Annotated in this window: 13 protein-coding genes and 1 tRNA gene; 8 read left to right on the top strand and 6 right to left on the bottom strand. The window is 64.1% G+C overall.

What is annotated here, in order from left to right:
- Nucleotides 1–93 precede the first annotated feature (93 nt).
- Nucleotides 94–1,440, top strand: a complete 1,347-nt coding sequence (locus tag DBO85_RS14295; RefSeq protein ID WP_108107940.1) for a class II 3-deoxy-7-phosphoheptulonate synthase — start codon at nt 94–96, stop codon at nt 1,438–1,440.
- Between the two features lie 30 nt (nt 1,441–1,470).
- Here the strand turns inward: DBO85_RS14295 and DBO85_RS14290 are convergent, their stop codons facing one another.
- The 3 genes from DBO85_RS14290 to earP all read right to left on the bottom strand — a co-directional run bounded on the left by DBO85_RS14290 (nt 1,471) and on the right by earP (nt 4,053).
- A complete protein-coding gene (locus DBO85_RS14290) occupies nt 1,471–2,217 on the bottom strand; it encodes a sulfite exporter TauE/SafE family protein (protein ID WP_108108356.1) in 747 nt (248 codons plus the stop codon).
- A gap of 89 nt (nt 2,218–2,306) precedes the next feature.
- On the bottom strand, nt 2,307–2,873 hold the full coding sequence (efp, locus tag DBO85_RS14285) for an elongation factor P (RefSeq protein ID WP_108107939.1): 567 nt from the start codon (nt 2,871–2,873) through the stop codon (nt 2,307–2,309).
- 43 nt (nt 2,874–2,916) lie between these two features.
- Nucleotides 2,917–4,053, bottom strand: a complete 1,137-nt coding sequence (earP, locus tag DBO85_RS14280; RefSeq protein WP_108107938.1) for an elongation factor P maturation arginine rhamnosyltransferase EarP — start codon at nt 4,051–4,053, stop codon at nt 2,917–2,919.
- 158 nt (nt 4,054–4,211) lie between these two features.
- On the opposite strand from earP, the gene DBO85_RS14275 reads away from it, so the two are divergent.
- The 4 genes from DBO85_RS14275 to DBO85_RS14260 all read left to right on the top strand — a co-directional run bounded on the left by DBO85_RS14275 (nt 4,212) and on the right by DBO85_RS14260 (nt 7,744).
- A tRNA-Ser gene (locus DBO85_RS14275) sits at nt 4,212–4,301 on the top strand.
- A gap of 318 nt (nt 4,302–4,619) precedes the next feature.
- On the top strand, nt 4,620–5,318 hold the full coding sequence (locus tag DBO85_RS14270; protein ID WP_108107937.1) for a hypothetical protein: 699 nt from the start codon (nt 4,620–4,622) through the stop codon (nt 5,316–5,318).
- Between the two features lie 610 nt (nt 5,319–5,928).
- A complete protein-coding gene (locus DBO85_RS14265) occupies nt 5,929–6,729 on the top strand; it encodes a c-type cytochrome (protein WP_108107936.1) in 801 nt (266 codons plus the stop codon).
- A gap of 106 nt (nt 6,730–6,835) precedes the next feature.
- Nucleotides 6,836–7,744, top strand: a complete 909-nt coding sequence (locus DBO85_RS14260) for a hypothetical protein (protein WP_108107935.1) — start codon at nt 6,836–6,838, stop codon at nt 7,742–7,744.
- Here the strand turns inward: DBO85_RS14260 and DBO85_RS14255 are convergent.
- Nucleotides 7,728–8,066, bottom strand: a complete 339-nt coding sequence (locus DBO85_RS14255) for an FKBP-type peptidyl-prolyl cis-trans isomerase (protein ID WP_108107934.1) — start codon at nt 8,064–8,066, stop codon at nt 7,728–7,730. The genes DBO85_RS14260 and DBO85_RS14255 overlap by 17 nt on opposite strands.
- Before the next feature lie 175 nt (nt 8,067–8,241).
- On the opposite strand from DBO85_RS14255, the gene DBO85_RS14250 reads away from it, so the two are divergent.
- Complete coding sequence (locus DBO85_RS14250; RefSeq protein ID WP_108107933.1) at nt 8,242–8,934, top strand: crotonase/enoyl-CoA hydratase family protein; 693 nt, start codon at nt 8,242–8,244, stop codon at nt 8,932–8,934.
- Between the two features lie 37 nt (nt 8,935–8,971).
- Here DBO85_RS14250 and miaE read toward each other — a convergent pair whose 3' ends face one another.
- A complete protein-coding gene (gene miaE, locus DBO85_RS14245) occupies nt 8,972–9,574 on the bottom strand; it encodes a tRNA-(ms[2]io[6]A)-hydroxylase (protein ID WP_108107932.1) in 603 nt (200 codons plus the stop codon).
- A 322-nt stretch (nt 9,575–9,896) separates the two neighbouring features.
- On the opposite strand from miaE, the gene DBO85_RS14240 reads away from it, so the two are divergent.
- Nucleotides 9,897–10,760, top strand: a complete 864-nt coding sequence (locus tag DBO85_RS14240) for a universal stress protein (protein ID WP_108107931.1) — start codon at nt 9,897–9,899, stop codon at nt 10,758–10,760.
- Nucleotides 10,761–11,054: 294 nt separating this feature from the next.
- Here the strand turns inward: DBO85_RS14240 and DBO85_RS14235 are convergent, their stop codons facing one another.
- A complete protein-coding gene (locus DBO85_RS14235; RefSeq protein WP_108108354.1) occupies nt 11,055–11,516 on the bottom strand; it encodes a DUF1289 domain-containing protein in 462 nt (153 codons plus the stop codon).
- Nucleotides 11,517–11,886: 370 nt separating this feature from the next.
- On the opposite strand from DBO85_RS14235, the gene acnB reads away from it, so the two are divergent.
- Nucleotides 11,887–14,493, top strand: coding sequence for a bifunctional aconitate hydratase 2/2-methylisocitrate dehydratase (gene acnB, locus DBO85_RS14230; protein ID WP_108107930.1), 2,607 nt, complete (start codon nt 11,887–11,889; stop codon nt 14,491–14,493).
- Nucleotides 14,494–14,787: the final 294 nt, after the last annotated feature.

The raw sequence follows: 14,787 nt of genomic DNA, 5'->3' as shown, positions 1-14,787 counted from the left end.
TGCCTTGCGGGGCGATGCAGACTCTCTATCACGGCAGTCGTGGCGCAGCTGATACCATGCCGGCCTGCCCCGCGACAACCGAGTCCACATCTTATGAAGCACGCCTGGAGTCCCGATAGCTGGAGAGGCAAACCCATCCAGCAGCAACCTGAATACCCCGACGCCGCGCATCTTGCACGGGTCGAGACGAAGCTCGCCAGCCTGCCACCACTGGTCTTCGCTGGCGAGGCGCGCGAGCTGCGGCGCCAGTTTGCCGAAGTCACCCGGGGCCGCGCCTTCCTGCTGCAGGGTGGCGACTGCGCCGAGAGCTTCGCCGAATTCTCCGCACCGAAGATCCGCGACACCTTCAAGGTGCTGCTGCAGATGGCCATCGTGATGACCTTCGCCGCCGGTTGCCCGGTGGTCAAGGTCGGGCGCATGGCTGGCCAGTTCGCCAAGCCGCGCTCGGCCGGCAACGAGACCATCGACGGCATCAGCCTGCCCGCCTACCGCGGCGACATCGTCAACGGCATCGATTTCAACGCCGCCAGCCGGATACCCGACCCGGAACGCCTGCTCGAGGCCTACCACCAGTCCACCGCGACCCTCAACCTGCTGCGGGCCTTCGCCCAGGGCGGCTTCGCCGATGTGCACCAGGTGCACAAGTGGAACCTCGACTTCATCGCCAACTCGGCGCTGACCGAAAAATACAGCCAGCTCGCCGGGCGCCTCGACGAGACCCTGGCGTTCATGCGTGCCTGCGGCCTGGATGATGCGCCGCAACTGCGCGAGGCCAGCTTCTTCACCGCCCACGAGGCGCTGTTGTTGAACTACGAGCAGGCCTTCGTCCGTGAAGACAGCCTCACCGGCGACTGGTACGACTGTTCGGCGCACATGCTCTGGATCGGTGATCGCACCCGCCAGCTCGACGGCGCCCACGTCGAATTCCTGCGCGGCGTGAACAACCCGATCGGGGTCAAGGTTGGCCCGAGCATGGACCCCGAAGAGCTGCTGCGACTGATCGCCCTGCTCAACCCGGACAACGATCCGGGCCGTCTCAACCTGATCGTGCGGATGGGTGCGAATAAGGTCGGCGAGCATCTGCCGCGGCTGATCCAGGCGGTCGAGTCCGAGGGCTGGCGCGTGCTCTGGAGTTCCGACCCGATGCACGGCAACACCATCAAGGCTTCCAGCGGCTACAAGACCCGCGATTTCGCCCAGGTGCTGTCCGAGGTGCGCGACTTCTTCCAGGTGCACAAGGCCGAAGGCACCCATGCCGGCGGCATCCATATCGAGATGACCGGGCAGAACGTCACCGAGTGCATCGGCGGTGCCCGCCCCATCACCGAAGCGGGCCTGTCGGATCGCTACCACACCCATTGCGACCCGCGACTGAACGCCGACCAGTCGCTGGAACTGGCCTTCATGATCGCCGAGACGCTGAAGCAGGCGCGCCGCTGAACACTGCTCGGCGGCCACACGGCCGCCGGCTCAGTGCCCGAACAGCAGCGCCGCACTGACCAGCAGAAAGCCCGAGAACAGCCCGCGCAGCACCCGCTCCGGCAAGGCATGTGCCGCCCGCACGCCCCAGCCGATGCCGAGCAGCCCGCCGATGGCCAACGGCACCCCGAGCAGCCAGTCGACCTGGCCGTGACTGGCGTAGCTGGCCAGTGTCACCGCCGTACTGGGTGCCGCCAGTGCCAGCGACAGTCCCTGCGCCGCTACCTGCCCGACACCGAACAGGCTGGTCAGAATTGGCGTGGCGAGCACTGCGCCACCCACGCCGAATACGCCACCGAGCGCGCCGGCCAGTGAGCCGAGCACCGTCAGCGGCAGCCAATTCAGCGCCAGCAGCGGTTTCTGCGAGCGCTGCGGCCAGATCAGCCTTGCCAGGTTGTACAACCCGAGCAGCAGCAGGAACACGGCAAAGCCCGTGCGCATGCTTGCCGCGTCCAGCCCCAGCGCCCACTGCGCCGCCAGCCAGGCACAGATCAGCCCGGACAGCCCCAGCGTCAGCGCCTGGCGCCAGTCGATGCGATTGCGCTGGTGATAACGCCACAGCGCCAGCAGCACATTGGGCACCACCATCACCAGCGCTGTGCCCTGGGCAAGCATCTGGTCAAGCCCGAACAGCAACCCCAGCACCGGGATGGCAACCATCCCGCCGCCGATGCCGAACAGGCCGCCGAGCACGCCCAGTACCACGCCAAGCAGCAGATCAAGCAGCAACTGCCAGATATCCACGCCTGCCTCCGCTCACTTCAGGTGACCCAGAAAAGAAAAAGCCCGGAACCACGAAGGTCCGGGCTTTCCGGTACCGCGGGCGATCAGGCCTTGACGCGGGACTTGTACTCGCCGGTACGGGTGTCGATCTCGATCGAGTCGCCGATTTCGCAGAAGGCCGACACCTGCAGTTCGGAGCCGTTGTTCAGGCGCGCAGTCTTCATCACCTTGCCGGAGGTGTCGCCACGGACGGACGGCTCGGTGTAGGCGATCTGACGAACGATGGTGGTCGGCAGTTCAACCGAGATCACGCGATCGTTGTAGAACACGGCTTCGCAGACGTCAGTCATGCCGTCTTCGATGAAAGCCATGACGCCTTCCAGGTCACCCTTCTCGATTTCGTACTGGTTGAACTCGGGGTCCATGAAGACGTAGAGCGGGTCGGCGAAGTAGGAATAGGTCACTTCCTTGCGCTCGAGGATGACCGGCTCGAGCTTGTCGTCGGCCTTGTACACGGTCTCGGTAGCCGAACCGTTGAGCAGGTTCTTCAGCTTCATCTTGACCACGGCACTGTTGCGGCCGGACTTGTTGAACTCGGCTTTCTGGATGACCCAGGGCTCGCCGTTGACGATGGCCACTTGGCCGGCACGGAACTCTTGTGCGGTTTTCATACGGGATATCCGTTCGATGATGGACAGAAAAACAGGCCGCGTATCATAGCCAATCCGAGCAAAATTGCACCAGCCTCGCGGCAAGGTCCGTCTGCGTGCCCAGCGAAGCACTGCGCGCCCGCGCATGTTCCTCGAGTTGCAGCCGCCACGGCTGCAGCGCCAGCCAGGCCTCGGCGCAGCCTGCGCCGGCATTCCAGCACTGCCAGAAATGCAGCAGTGCCTGGGCGACGACTGGCGGCAGACCGGCGAGATGGCTCTCGGCAAACGCCGCCAGCTTGTCCTCATGGGCGCCATCAGCCTGCTTATAGATGTCCCAGAGCAGCGGCCGGCCGGCCCAGAGTCCGCGCAGCAGCGAATCCTCGCCGCGCACCAGATTGAAGTCGCAGCTCCACAGCAGGCGGTCGTAGTCCTGCTGGGAAACGAAGGGCAGCACCTGCACGCGCAGCGCGCCGCGCTCGATCCGCTCACCGACCCGCAACGGCACCGCACCACCTGCCCAGCGCTGCAGATCAGCCAGCACCCTGCCCTCGGGCACCAGCAGCAGGACCGTCTCGTCAGCGCCGGACAGCGCATCGAGCCATTCACCCAGCGCCGGGTTCTCATAACAGAACAGCGAAATCAGCCGGTCTGTGCCTTCGACTTCCACGCCCAACCGCAGGAGAAACTCGCGCTGCGCCAGCGCATCGGCCTGGAAGGCATCGCGTGCAGCAAGAAGCTCCTGCTCGCGCAACAGGCCGCCGGTGGCCGCAGAGAACCCGGGAAAGAAGAAATACTTGGATAGCCCTTCGGCCTGCGGCGACGGCAGGCCATGACAACCGGCCACCCAGTCCTCGGCGCTGAGATATTCCAGATTCAGCCACAGGCTCTGCCGCGGCCGCTGCGCCATCGCCTGGCGATAGTCCTGCGGCAACTCGCAGGCAAAGGCCTCGATCACCACGTCCGCCGGCTGCACCGCTTGCCACACACGGGGCCAGGCACAGACCTCGACACCCGCATGCCATTGCGAGGCAGCCCGGGCATCCGCCTGGGGGCAGAGCCTGGTGAAAGCCTGCAGATCATCCACCCACAACCGCACCGACTGCCCGTGCTCGGCCACCAACTGCCGCGCCAGGCGCCAGGTGACGCCAATGTCGCCATAGTTGTCGACCACACTGCAGAAGATGTCCCAGCTCGCTTTCATCAAGGTTGCGCTCCGTCAGGGGCGCGAATTGTAGCAACACCCACGCGCCCCCCGGACGCCCGGATAAACGCATGAATCCGTTGAAAAAAGCTTTTGCCTTCGGGAACCTCTTCGGCTACATTAGCGCGCCTCGACGGACCCACGGTTCGGCGAGATCCGGTGAGGTGTCCGAGCGGTTGAAGGAGCACGCCTGGAAAGTGTGTATACGAGAAATCGTATCGAGGGTTCGAATCCCTCCCTCACCGCCAGATCGATACAGCAAAGCCCTGAAAGCTGAAAAGCTTTTGGGGCTTTTTTCTTTCTGGTGCCTTGATCTGGCCGCGGCAACACAACCCATACCCCGTCGCCAAGACATTGCTGGATCGTAGAGCCGTTGAGGCGTCGCGCTCACCCGGAAACACGTCCTTGTCTCGGAGCATCTGGAAGCCACCGAAGTGCAAGAGCAACCCAATCTGGGCGGCAGAGATACCCCATGAACGCACCCGCAATGGCAATTGAACATCACAATCGTTTAAGCGAGCATCTGTATGCTAAAAATCCTTCCGCATGACAAATAGGATGTCCTCGTGCACCTCATAAAAAGCCTTCTCGTCGTTACTGCAGTTGCCCTTTCCGGATGCACCACCGCACCTACGCTGCCGCCGCCAACCTTCCCCGGCATTGAGCAATCGAACAAGATCGCCATTGAAGATTTACGTCCCGCAAGCGAATCAGAGAAAAAGATTTTCAGCTTGATGGTTAGCAGTGACGCGTACGCAATCTATCGAGTAGCGGACAACGCTACAGACCCTACCGGCCCCCGCCTGCTCGCCCACCGTGCTTACGAGGCGTTTCCGCAGCTCGCTGAGCAACCGAGTATCAAAGTGCTGCACTTCGTGACATACGCCAACATGCAGTCGCACCTGCGCAGAAGCGTGACGCAGGGACTGCTGATCGGGCCAGTCGGCATGGCGCTCGTAGGCTCGCCATCCTATCCATCCAGCGAAGTGCTTACGTCTGCGATCAACAGCGAACAGCTGGAGAGAACCGCCGGAGATCAAGAACACACACGTGCTTACTTCACCGAACAGGAGAATCCAAGCAAGTCGCCAGTAAACGTGATCTACATCGACGCAGAAATTCTTGGAAAACGTGTGGCTAGTCGTTGCCTTGTGCCGCCCGTTACAGGAAAACCCAACCTCTTTCTCGTCGAAGCATTCGACATGTGTATTGCTAACCATCTGGCGCTACATCGCAGCATCAATCCTGCCACGGCGCCCCAGTAAGCAAGGCCTTCGGACTCTGGAGCGGCTACGCATGCCGCTCCTTTCGGCGCCCCATTCGCTTGGGATGTGAAACCTTGGAAACTCGCACCCGCACCCGCACCCGCGTCAGCAAGAACCGTTGCGGGATGGAAAAGATAGGGACCTGCAAAGCATCCCCGCCACCTGCCCCTATTGCGCAGAGAACGCTAAGTCAACCCCGCTGCATGAGCATCATCCTCGCTTAGCGGGCATTCCATAATTTTCCGAGGCTGTTGCAACCGCCCGACCTCTCACTACCTTCACTGCATCCCACATCACGATGTAGATGATCACGCTAGCGAAAGGCGCAACTAGCCAGAGCAGAAACCAGCCCATTACGATGCGGCAAGGCTTCAGCAGGCGCGGACGCAAGGATGCTTCTTTGCAAAGCGGTTCCGGTTCCCGATCGCTTTTTTACAACCGATGATTGCCAGCGCAGCTGCAGCGCCTATTGCAACGGGCACACTTGTGGGCCCACCGCGTCTGTCTAACGCTGCAACAGCCCAGACAGGGCCGGCGCCACTGCGGCCTAGTCGCGTCCAAGACGCGGAGCAGTCACGCGCCCGCCAATCGAACCAACCGGAGCTCGTCTGTGCGCCTTACGTTTGTCCTTCTCACCAGCCTGCTGAGCTGGCCCGTGCTCGCTGCAGAGCTGACCCTGGAACTGGGCTCCGGCACGCGGACGCTGAGCAGCGAGGCGTTGCTGGCTCACCCACAACTGAGCGAGATCGAGATTCCCGCTGATGTCGCCTACCAGCGCAAGATGCGCTATCAGGCGGTGCCGTTGGCGACACTGCTGGAGGGCATTGCGTCAGGGGATCATCTGCAGGCAGTGGCACTGGATGGTTTCGCTGCGGAACTGGCAGCTGCGCCGCTGCTGACAAGCGATGGCAGCCGGGCCTGGCTGGCCGTAGAAGACCCCTCCCGGCCCTGGCCTGCGCTGGGGCGGAACAAGCCGAGCGCCGGGCCCTTCTACCTGGTCTGGGAAAACCCGCAGGCCGCCGGCATCGGGCCCGAGCAGTGGCCGTTCCAGGTCGTGCGCATCCGCCAACTGGCTTCGCTGGCCGAACGCTTCCCCGCGCTGCTGCCCGCAGAAGACGCCAGCGCCAATGTGCAGGCCGGCTTCGCCCAGTTCCAGAAACACTGCCTGGCCTGCCATCGGCTCAATGGCGCCGGCGACTCGCAATTCGGCCCGGACCTGAACCTGCCCTACAACCCCACCGAGTACTTCGCCGGCGACTTTCTCGCCCGCTACATCCGCGACCCGCAGGGCCTGAGGAAATGGCCACAAGGGCGGATGCCCGGCTTCATCGAAGCCGTGCTGAGCGAGCAGGAACTGGCTGCGCTGATCGAATACCTGCGGCACATGACCGAGCGCAAGCTCGCGCACTAGAGGTCTCACCTCGACTTTGCGAGCCAGCTCGCAGGTTGCCTCCGGGCTGCTGGCGCCACGCGCCCAGAGAGCGCAGGCTGCCGTCTCGCCGTCTCGGAGACCTGCCTTGCCCCTGCTGCCCCGCCTCACGCTCCTGCTGCTGTGCGCCAGCCTCGGCAGCTGCTTCCTGTTCGAGCCGATCGTCACCTTCCCCGGCGAGCTGGTCCTGCACAACAGCCATGCCCGTGCCGAGGCGGCGCTGGCACGCGGTGATGTGGACGCGGCCGAAGGCTTCATCACCGGCTCGCGCTTTCGCCATCGCTCCAACCAGATTCCCGGCCCCAGCCTGAGCGAACTGCACGCCCAGGCCGCGCAGATACTGCTCGCTGCGCATGCTCGTGGCCAGGCGGTGGCGCCGGAGGCGCTGTACCGCGCGCACATGGTCGCCGCCGAAGGCCACGACCCGGGCGCAGCCCTGGAGCAGCTGGATCGCGCCCAGCGGCTGCTCGACAGCGGCGTGCTGACGCAGCCCGAAGACAAGCGTCAGGAGATCTTCTGGCAGCGCTTTCCGACCCTGCTGCTGTACCGCTATCTCGAATCCGGCGGCCTGATCGACTGGCAGAGCAACATCGGCATGGGCCTGAGCTATTTGCGCTTCCCCGCCCGCGAGCCGCTGCCTGGCGAGCCCGATCCGCGCGATTTCTACCGTTTCCCCGGCTACCTGACGCTGGCTGACCGCGAATGGCTGTTCGCCCGCCTGCCGCTGCGCCAGCCACTGGACGAAGCGATCTGGCGCGACGAGGCACGACTGCAGGCCTTCATCCACTCAGCGGACTACTACGACTGGTACGAAGCGAACGGCTTCGACTGGCTGCTCAGCACCCGCCTGAACGCCCTGCAGGGGCCCGAGCAGACCTGCATCGCACGCCGCCACGGCTACCGGGTACAGGTCCCTGCACAGTGGGATTTGGACGACGTGGTCGACCCGCAGACCTGTCGGCGCCGGCCGCCTGCGTCTATCAATCGTCGCGGCTGAGCACCTCGAGCAGTTCGATCTCGAAAACCAGATTCGAGTTGGGCGGAATGCTGCCCACGGCGCGCTCGCCATAGCCCAGCGGCGCCGGCACCCACAGCCGGCGCTTGCCGCCGACGCGCATGCCCATCAGGCCGATGTCCCAGCCCTTGATCACCCGGCCAGTACCGATCACGCACTGGAACGGCTTGCCGCGGGCGAAGGAGGAGTCGAACTCGCTGCCGTCTTCCAGGGTGCCGCGGTACTGGGTGGTGATCAACGCACCCTTGACCACCTCGCGGCCCTCGCCCAGTTCGAGATCGGTGACCTGCAGTTCCTCGCCCATGTTCGCTCCGCGTGCTGATTAGAAGGAGGCGTACTCTGCCGCCAGACGCGGGCACAGGCAACGCCGGATCAGCCAGCCGGCGGACTGGCTGACCTGCCGGTCAGTCATGCCCCTTTACCTGCCCGCCGCTCCTGAGTAACGTCTGCGCCACTTCACGCACAAGGAATCCAAGCTCATGAGCGAACTCGTCACCTATCAGCTCGAAGACGGCATTGCCACCCTGACCCTGGACAACGGCAAGGTCAACGCCGTGTCCCCGGACCTGATCGCCGCCTTCAACAAGGCGCTGGACCAGGCCGAGCAGGACCGCGCCGTGGTAATCGTCACCTCGGCCCGCCCCGGCATCCTCTCCGGCGGCTATGACCTCAAGATCATGACTTCCAGCCCCCAGGCCGCCACCGACCTGGTTGCAGCCGGTTCGACCCTGGCGCGACGCATGCTCGCCCACCCCTTCCCGATCATCACCGCCTGCCCCGGCCATGCCGTGGCCAAGGGCGCGTTCATCCTGCTGTCCTCGGACTACCGCATCGGCACCGAAGGCCCGTTCAGCATCGGCCTGAACGAGGTGCAGATCGGCATGACCATGCACCACGTCGGCATCGAGCTGGCGCGTGATCGCCTGCGCAAGTCGGCCTTCCATCGTTCGGTGATCAATGGCGAGATGTTCGATCCGCAGGCCGCCGTCGACGCCGGCTTCCTCGACAAGATCGTGCCGGCCGAGCAACTGCTGCCCGCGGCCCGTGCCGCCGCCGAGCAACTGAAGAAGATCAACATGAAGGCCCACGGCGCCACCAAGCTCAAGGTGCGCAAGGACCTGCTGGAAACCCTCGATCGCAGCATCGAACTGGACAAGAAGCAGTTGGTGTAAGGCGCTCTGGTGCGGGCCTTCGGGCCCGCACCCTTGTTCAGGCCGGTACGCCGCTGTGAAAGCGGAACTGGCTGTCCGGCGTGGCGATCAGGTGGTTATCCGTCTCGCGTACTCGTAGCACCGTCGCATCGACGTCCTCGCGCTCGCCATAGAGATAGGCCAGCTGCAGATAGCCGCGATAGTGGCGCCCCTCGCTCTCCAGCAATCCCGTGTAGAACCTACCCAGTTCCTCGTCCAGGTGCGGCGCCAGAGCGGCGAAGCGCTCGCAGGAGCGCGCCTCGATGAAGGCGCCGACCACCAGCGTATCGGTCAGCCTCTGCGGCTCGTTCGGGCGCAGCAGTTCGCGCAGGCCGGCGGCATAGCGCGAAGCAGACAGCGCGCGCGGCTGGATGCCGCGCTTGAGCATGATCCGGGTGACCTGCTCCATATGCACCAGCTCCTCGCGCACCAGGCGCGACATCTTCGCCACCAGCTCGGGTCGCATCAGGTGCCGCCCCATCAGGGTCATTGCGGTCTGCGCCGCCTTGTATTCGAGGATGCGGTGATCAAGCAGCAGCAGTTCCTGCTGCTGCAGCGCCTCATCCACCCAGGCCGCGGGCGTGGCCTGGCCACCGAGGAATTCGAGAATCTCATCGAGCATCGGCTCATCCGCCGCGCAGCGGCCTCCGGAAGATTGGTACGGTCGACCGCGTCAGCCGCGGCGCGCGGCAGTCTACGGCAACGCCGGGCGCGCGCAAGCCGAGACGATCGGTCCGCCTTGCTGGACGCGCCTGCCCTGCGTTCCATACTGTGACATTCAGCAGCACGCTGGCAGGTGGCAGTCAGGACATTTTCTGGCAGTCTGCACAGCACGCTGGAATAAAGAATAGGTGCCTACCCGCGTGCTTTGATATATATCAACACCTGCCAACAGCACCTTCTATAGCGTGTAAAACATAAGCAATTCATACAGGGAGACGGCCATGCAAGCCATTCGCAGCATTCTCGTAGTCATGGAGCCCGGACATCCGGAGAACCTCGCGCTGAACCGGGCGCGTCTGCTCGCTGGCGTCACTCAGTCGCATCTGCACCTGCTGGTGTGTGACAAGAAGAACGACCACGCCGCGTTCCTCGAAGGCGCCGCCGCCGGACTGCGCCAGGAAGGTTTCAACGTCACCACCCAGCAGGCCTGGTTCGACAGCGTTCACCAGACCATCATCACCGTGCAGCAGGAGGAAGGCTGCGGCCTGGTGGTCAAGCAGCACTTCCCGGACAACCCGCTGAAGAAAGCACTGATTACCCCGGATGACTGGAAGCTGCTGCGCTACTCGCCCTCCCCGGTGCTAATGGTCAAGACCGACCGCCCGTGGACCGGCGGCATCATCCTGGCGGCCGTCGACGTGGGTAACAAGGACGGCGAGCACCGCACCCTACACGCTGGCATCGTCAGCAACGGCTCCGAGATCGCCCGCCTGGCCAAAGGCGCCCTGCATGTGCTCAGCGCCCACCCCTCGCCGATGCTCTCCGCAGCCGACCCGACCTTCCAGGTCGCCGAGTCGATCAGGGCCTCGTACCTGGCCAAGTGCCGCGACTTCCAACGCGAATGCGACATCCCCGACGAGTGCCTGCATGTCGAGGAAGGCCCAGCCGACGTGCTGATTCCGCACATGGCGCACAAGCTGGGCGCCGTGGTCACCATCATCGGCACCGTCGCCCGCACCGGCATCTCCGGCGCGCTGCTGGGCAACACGGCCGAAGTAGTACTGGACTCGCTGGAAAGTGACGTACTGGTGGTCAAGCCTGACGACATCCTCGACCGCCTCGAGGAAGTGGTCGCCCAGCGCTGACCCAACCGCAACAGAAGAAGCCGCCCACCGGGCGGCTTTTTTATGGGCTCGACCCCCCCGGCACAATGCACTGCACTTAGTGCGCCCTACGCAGCAGCCACGTCGCTTTCGTAGGGCGGATTAGCCGCCTGCCCCGTAAACCGTCGGGACCTCCCGCAAAGCCAGCGACCGAACGCAAAAGACAGAAGCACCGGCGCAATGCGCTGCGCTTATTGCGCCCTACAGAGCAGCCACGTCGCTTTCGTAGAGCGGATTAGCCGCCCGCGGCGCAATCCGCCGGGGCCTCGCCGGCGGCTAGGGACGTTTTTTCGCTGGCGCTGCCGGGACGATATAGCGCTGGTAGTGCGCCTCGGACAGAACGAAATAGGCGTCGTCGATGGCATCACGCAGGCGCGGCAGCGGCCAGTCGGCGAAGGCCGGCAGCAGGCTGATGCCGCAAGCGGCGAGCGAGCCCAGGCGCTGCACGCGACTGATCAGCAGATACGCCTGGCAGTAGGCCGGCCGCCCGCTCCCGTCAAGACGATGACTCTGCAACGCCTCCGCCAGCCGCTGCGGCGCGAAGACCTCGACGTGCGCTCGCATCACCTGATCGAGCAACTGATCGAGGCGCTGCCAGACGGCCTGCTTCTGCGTATCCGGGTAGCGATTCCAGTCCACGACCTCGTGCAGGAAGCGCTTGCAGCCGCGGCAGACCAGATCACCGAACACGGTCGAACAGCGGCCGACGCAGGGGGTGCTGATGGGAGACTCGGACATGAGGAATTTCGAACGACGGCGCAGCTTTGCGAAGGGCGCCATCTTAGCCCTTTGTCTAGGGTCTATCACCCCGTCCGGTTCGGGGCTTTTAGCTTACCTTTGGCAGCGAATTCCATTAGAATCGCTCCGCCGTTTTCGGCGCCACTGTCCGATCGAAGCTGTTTTCAAAGCGTCACGAGCACAGTCATCAGGCCCAGCGGGTGCGCCCATCGCACCCAGCCCCTGCGTAAAACTTTGAAAGCAGCTTCTTTGGTGGAAGTCCCTTGCAGCCCTGGCCGGGCGACTCAAAAAGTCGCTGTGCGCGCAGGACTCCTGGGAATTTCGCAAAACGTCCCGGACACCCCTTGGGACTACTGATGAGGGAAATACTGTGCTTGAAGCCTATCGCAAACACGTAGAAGAGCGTGCCGCTCAGGGCATCGTGCCCCAGCCGCTGAACGCCGAGCAGACTGCAGGTCTGGTTGAACTGCTGAAGAACCCGCCCGCTGGCGAAGAAGCCTATCTGCTTGATCTGCTGACCAATCGTGTCCCGCCGGGCGTTGACGAAGCCGCCTACGTCAAAGCCGGTTTCCTCTCTGCCATCGTCAACGGTGAGGCCACCTCGCCGCTGGTCAGCAAGCAGCACGCCGTCGAGCTGCTCGGCACCATGCAGGGCGGCTACAACATTGCCACCCTGGTCGAAGCGCTGGACACCGATCTGGCGCAAGTGGCCGCCGAGAAACTCAAACACACCCTGCTGATGTTCGACGCCTTCCACGACGTCGCCGAAAAAGCCAAGGCCGGCAATGCTGCCGCCAAGGCCGTCATGCAGTCCTGGGCCGACGGCGAGTGGTTCACCAGCCGCCCGGCAGTGCCCGAAAAAGTCAGCCTGACCGTATTCAAGGTCACCGGCGAAACCAACACCGACGACCTGTCGCCGGCACCTGACGCCTGGTCGCGCCCGGACATCCCGCTGCACGCCCTGGCCATGCTGAAAATGGCTCGTGACGGCATCAACCCGGACGTTCCCGGCTCGGTTGGCCCGATCAAGCAGATGGAAGCACTGAAAGCCAAAGGCTTCCCGGTCGCCTACGTCGGTGACGTGGTCGGTACCGGCTCCTCGCGCAAATCCGCCACCAACTCGGTGCTGTGGTTCTTCGGTGACGACATTCCGTTCGTACCGAACAAGCGCGCCGGTGGTTTCTGCTTCGGCACCAAGATCGCCCCGATCTTCTACAACACCATGGAAGACGCCGGTGCCCTGCCGATCGAGTTCGATTGCAGCAACCTGGCCATGGGCGACGTCATCGACGTCTACCCGCTCAAGGGCGAAGTACGTCGCAATGGCAGCGACGAGCTGGTCACCACCTTCCAGCTGAAGACCGACGTGCTGCTCGACGAAGTACGCGCCGGTGGCCGTATTCCGCTGATCATCGGCCGCGGCCTGACCGAGAAGGCGCGTGCCGAACTGGGCCTGGCGCCGTCGACCCTGTTCAAGAAGCCGGAAGCCCCGGCTGACAGTGGCAAGGGCTTCACCCTGGCCCAGAAGATGGTCGGTCGTGCCTGCGGCCTGCAGGAAGGCCAGGGCGTGCGTCCGGGCACCTATTGCGAGCCGAAGATGACCACCGTCGGTTCCCAGGACACCACCGGCCCGATGACCCGCGACGAGCTGAAGGACCTGGCTTGCCTGGGCTTCTCCGCTGATCTGGTGATGCAGTCCTTCTGCCACACCGCGGCCTATCCGAAGCCGATCGACGTCACCACCCACCACACCCTGCCGGACTTCATCATGAACCGCAGCGGCGTGTCCCTGCGTCCGGGTGACGGCATCATCCACAGCTGGCTGAACCGCATGCTGCTGCCGGACACCGTCGGCACCGGTGGCGACTCGCACACCCGCTTCCCGATGGGCATCTCCTTCCCAGCCGGTTCCGGCCTGGTCGCCTTCGCCGCTGCCACCGGCGTCATGCCGCTGGACATGCCGGAGTCGGTACTGGTGCGCTTCAAGGGCAAGCTGCAACCGGGCATCACCCTGCGTGACCTGGTCCACGCCATCCCCTACTACGCCATCCAGGCTGGGCTGCTGACCGTCGAGAAGAAGGGCAAGAAGAACATCTTCTCCGGCCGCATCCTCGAGATCGAAGGTCTGGACGAGCTGACCGTCGAGCAGGCGTTCGAGCTGTCCGACGCCTCCGCCGAGCGTTCGGCTGCCGGTTGCACCATCAAGCTGCCGGAAAGCGCCATCGCCGAGTACCTGAAGTCGAACATCACCATGCTGCGCTGGATGATCGGCGAAGGTTACGGCGACCCCCGCACCCTCGAGCGACGCGCCCGGGCCATGGAAGCCTGGCTGGCCGATCCGAAGCTGCTGGAAGCCGACAAGGACGCCGAGTACGCCGCCGTGATCGAAATCGATCTGGCCGACGTCAAGGAGCCTGTGCTCTGCGCGCCGAACGACCCGGACGATGCCCGTCTGCTCTCCAGCGTCGCTGGCGAGAAGATCGACGAAGTATTCATCGGTTCCTGCATGACCAACATCGGCCACTTCCGCGCTGCCGGAAAGCTGCTGGATCAGGTCAAGGGCGGCATTCCGACCCGTCTGTGGCTGGCTCCGCCGACCAAGATGGATCAGCACCAGCTGACCGAGGAAGGCTACTACGGCATCTACGGCAAGGCTGGCGCGCGCATGGAAATGCCAGGCTGCTCGCTGTGCATGGGCAACCAGGCTCGCGTAGAGACCGGTGCCACCGTGGTCTCGACCTCCACCCGCAACTTCCCCAACCGCCTGGGTGACGCCACCAACGTCTACCTAGCCTCGGCGGAGCTGGCGGCGGTCGCCTCGATCATCGGCAAGCTGCCGACGGTTGCGGAGTACATGGAATACGCGAAGAACATCGACAGCATGGCTGCCGATATCTACCGTTACCTGTCCTTCGACCAGATCGCCGAGTACAAGGACGCTGCTGCCAAGGCCAAGATCCCGGCCCTGCAGCTGTAATCCTCTCGCGGTAACGAAAAGCCCCGCCTGGCTCGCCAGCGCGGGGCTTTTTCATTCCTGACCCACCGCTATCGCGCCGCCGCAAAGCACTGCGTCGATTTGTGGCAGCGCGGGGCCCGATCAACGCGTCCCCCCGCGAATGATTTCGTCCGGGTGGCGATTCCCGCCCCCTGCCAACAGCAGCCCGTCCTATCCACTCTGCTCAAGCGCCACACCCTCACTCAGGCTTCGACCTGCCCCGGCATCCACTGCAAGCGGAACGCAGACAGATGCCCTGCTGTCTTTGCCTGTACG

This window comes from Pseudomonas mangrovi, assembly GCF_003052585.1.
GTDB classification, from domain to species: domain Bacteria; phylum Pseudomonadota; class Gammaproteobacteria; order Pseudomonadales; family Pseudomonadaceae; genus Aquipseudomonas; species Aquipseudomonas mangrovi.
Note: the sequence above shows the minus strand (reverse complement) of the source record. Positions and strands in the feature narration are given on the sequence as shown.

What these genes read in the sequence shown, in the direction of transcription:
- DBO85_RS14235 (WP_108108354.1), bottom strand. Translation starts at nt 11,516, where the DNA reads ATGTCCGAGTCTCCCATCAGCACCCCCTGCGTCGGCCGCTGTTCGACC.
- DBO85_RS14240 (WP_108107931.1), top strand. Translation starts at nt 9,897, where the DNA reads ATGCAAGCCATTCGCAGCATTCTCGTAGTCATGGAGCCCGGACATCCG.
- earP (WP_108107938.1), bottom strand. Translation starts at nt 4,053, where the DNA reads ATGAAAGCGAGCTGGGACATCTTCTGCAGTGTGGTCGACAACTATGGC.
- miaE (WP_108107932.1), bottom strand. Translation starts at nt 9,574, where the DNA reads ATGCTCGATGAGATTCTCGAATTCCTCGGTGGCCAGGCCACGCCCGCG.
- DBO85_RS14255 (WP_108107934.1), bottom strand. Translation starts at nt 8,066, where the DNA reads ATGGGCGAGGAACTGCAGGTCACCGATCTCGAACTGGGCGAGGGCCGC.
- DBO85_RS14250 (WP_108107933.1), top strand. Translation starts at nt 8,242, where the DNA reads ATGAGCGAACTCGTCACCTATCAGCTCGAAGACGGCATTGCCACCCTG.
- efp (WP_108107939.1), bottom strand. Translation starts at nt 2,873, where the DNA reads ATGAAAACCGCACAAGAGTTCCGTGCCGGCCAAGTGGCCATCGTCAAC.
- DBO85_RS14295 (WP_108107940.1), top strand. Translation starts at nt 94, where the DNA reads ATGAAGCACGCCTGGAGTCCCGATAGCTGGAGAGGCAAACCCATCCAG.